General features: G+C 39.4%; 3 protein-coding genes. All 3 read left to right on the top strand.

Annotated features, from left to right (window positions below; all coding sequences use genetic code 11):
• Window positions 1-1,368, top strand: a 1,368-nt coding sequence (locus V7659_RS27375; RefSeq protein ID WP_335543232.1) for an ABC transporter permease/substrate-binding protein, incomplete at its 5' end; no start/stop codon positions are given.
• Window positions 1,369-1,387: 19 nt separating this feature from the next.
• The gene (locus tag V7659_RS27370) at window positions 1,388-2,359 is read left to right on the top strand and encodes a zinc-binding alcohol dehydrogenase family protein (protein WP_335543231.1); all 972 of its coding nucleotides are present in this window, start codon (window positions 1,388-1,390) and stop codon (window positions 2,357-2,359) included.
• Window positions 2,360-2,404: 45 nt separating this feature from the next.
• Window positions 2,405-3,188 (top strand): SPL family radical SAM protein (locus V7659_RS27365; protein WP_335543230.1); only part of this gene is annotated, 784 nt, incomplete at its 3' end.

Here is a 3,188-nt window from a genome sequence, read left to right as displayed (position 1 = left end):
ATCATTGGCATTACTGGAGTGTTGCAAACCATTCCTTCTTTAGCTTTGTTAGGTCTTTTGATTCCACTTTTTGGAATAGGAACTGTACCTGCTGTGATAGCGCTAATAGCTTATGCTCTCCTTCCTCTATTACGGAACACCTATACGGGAATTAAAGAGGTAGAACCATCATTATTAGAAGCTGCAAGCGCCATGGGAATGAACAGAAGTAAAAGATTATTAAAAGTCGAGCTTCCTTTAGCCATGCCTGTCATCATGGCGGGGATCCGGACGGCCACCATTTTTATTATAGGAACGGCCACGATTGCTTCGTTAATCGGAGCAGGTGGATTAGGGGATATTATTCTACTTGGAATATCCCGAAATGATTATTCACTTATTGTCCTCGGAGCTGTGCCATCTGCACTTTTAGCGATTATTTTTGACCTTCTGCTCCGAAGGTTGGAGAGAGTTTCCTTTAAAAAGATCATGGTCGCCTCTGGTGTGCTTGCGCTGGTTACTGTTCTAATCATTGGTTCTATGGTTGGTCCGACCCTTCTTCAAAATGAGCAAAAGCCGATTGTGATTTCTGGCAAATTCGGTCCAGAGCCGGAAATTCTAGACAATATGTATAAATTATTGATCGAAGAAAATACAGATTTGAAAGTGAAGTTAAGAACCGGATTAGGCGATACGACCTTTGTATTTAATGCATTAAAATCGAAGGATGTTGATATTTATCCTGAATTTACGGGAACCGCCATTGCCAACTTACTAAAAGAGAACCCTGTAAGTACAAACAGTAAGGAAGTGTACACACAAGCAAAAGAAGGCATGGCAGAGAAATATAACATGGCATTGTTATCTCCAATGAAATTTAATGACACTTATGCGATAGCGGTCCCACAAGATTTTGCACAAAAGTATAATCTGAAAAAGATTTCCGACCTCGTAAAAGTAGAGCAGCATGTTACTGCCGGTTTTGATCCTGAGTTTGCCGACATAAAAGATGGATATCCAGGTTTGGCAGATAAATATGGTTTGAATTTTAAAATTGTTACCATGGACCCGTCTGTGAGGTATCATGCCATTCAAACAGGCAAGGTAAATCTGATGAATGCCTATTCAACCGATGGAGAACTGCAAAAATACCATCTGGTTGTTCTCGAAGATGATAAATATTTCTTCCCGCCATATCAAGGATCACCTTTATTACGGCAAGAAACGATAGATCAATACCCGGCGATTGTACCAGCATTGAACAAACTTGCCGGAATGATTACCGATAGTCAAATGCAAAAAATGAACTATGAAGTTGGTGTTAAAGGAAAGAAAGCCGAAGATGTGGCAAGAGACTTCTTAATCAAGGAAGGAATTTTGAAAAAGTAATGGATAAGGAGGACTTAAAATGAAGGCAGTTGTATTGGAAAAACCCTGTAGAGCAGTTGAATTAGTTGTACAAGAAGTACCCACCCCTAAAGTGAAGCCGGGATGGGTGCTTGTAAAAATTAAGGCGTTTGGTATCAATCGGTCGGAGATTTTTACGAGAAAAGGGGATTCTCCATCTTTAAAACTCCCTCGAATTATTGGAATCGAATGCGCAGGAGAAATAGAAGATCCATCAGATAGTTCTTTTCAAAAAGGTCAACCGGTTGTCTCCCTGATGGGGGGGCTTGGTCGTGAGTTTGATGGGAGCTACGCGGAATACGCCCTTATTCCATCCGCTCAGGTTTATCCGATTAACAATGATATGGACTGGGTAAAATTGGCGGCAATTCCCGAAATGTATCACACGGCATACGCTTCCCTTTTCGATACATTGCGCCTTACTAAAGGAGAAACTTTATTTATCCGTGGTGGAACAAGCTCTGTTGGTCTAGCTGCGCTACAACTTGCTAAAAGTGTAGGTGCGACTGTGATTACGACTACCCGAAACAAACGCAAGATCGATTTTCTTAAGCAATATGGTTCGGATTTTGTTTTACTTGATGATGAAAGATTAGCAGATCAATTTTTCTCCCTTTTTCCAAATGGTGTGAACAAAGTCTTAGAACTGGTTGGCACGGTGACGGTTAAACAATCGCTGAAATTACTCGCAGAACATGGAATCCTATGTATGACAGGTATCTTGGGCGGTGAATGGGTGGTGAACAACTTTGAGCCAATGATGGATATTCCATCTGGTGCTTATTTTACCCAGTTTGACAGTGGGGTAAATTTTAAAGAGAAAATACTCGTCGAACTATTCAACCATATCGAACAACATAAAATTAACGTTCCAATTGCAAAAGTTTTCCCACTCAATCAAATCGATAAGGCGCATCTCCTGATGGAAAGCAATCAAGCGAATGGAAAAATTGTTGTAGTTAATTCCTTTTAGGGTGCCCTAATTATTAAAAAGAACTTAAAGAGAGGTGCATTCCAAATGGGAATTGAAATAAAAGAAATGCTTGCAAAGAAAATCCTTACTGAAGCAAAAGGTTATTTGGATGTTGGCTTTACACATTCATTGAATCCTTATAGTGGTTGTGCGTTTTCTTGCAGGTACTGCTATGTAAGAGAAATGCCAATTCAAAGATTCAAAGAAATCCCTTGGGGAGAATGGTTGGCCATTAAAACGAACGCAGCAGAAAATTACCGCAAGGAAATTATAAAACTTCGGAAGAAAAAATATCCCTTGAACATTTTTATGTCTTCCGCTACAGATCCTTACCAGCCAATTGAACGTAAAGCAAACATTACACGAGGGATTTTAGAAGAAATGGTTGAAAATCCGCCTGATTTTCTTCAAATCCAAACACGAGGACCACTAATTACAAGAGATATTGACTTGTTATTAATATTAAAAGAAAAATGCGATGTCCTTGTATCCATGACGATTGAAACCGATAGGGAAGACATAAAACAAATATTTGCTCCGTATGCACCTGGGATTAAATTGCGGTTAAAAGCCTTAAAAGAAGTTCATGATGCAGGAATATTTACTCAAGCTTCTATATCACCGGTTTTACCATTTACCACTGACTTCCCAGGAATATTGGATGGAATCGTGGACCATATTTGGATTGACACCTTAAGCATTGGGGATGGTTCGATGGGTAAACGTTCAGAGAGATTAGGAATGCCTCAATTATTTCAAGAACATGAACTTTCCCAGTGGTATCAAAAAGATTTGCATGTGAAGGTGGAAAAATATTTTAATAAATATT

Source organism: Neobacillus drentensis, from assembly GCF_036966985.1.
Taxonomy (GTDB): Bacteria; Bacillota; Bacilli; order Bacillales; family Cytobacillaceae; genus Neobacillus; species Neobacillus drentensis_E.
Note: the sequence above shows the minus strand (reverse complement) of the source record. Positions and strands in the feature narration are given on the sequence as shown.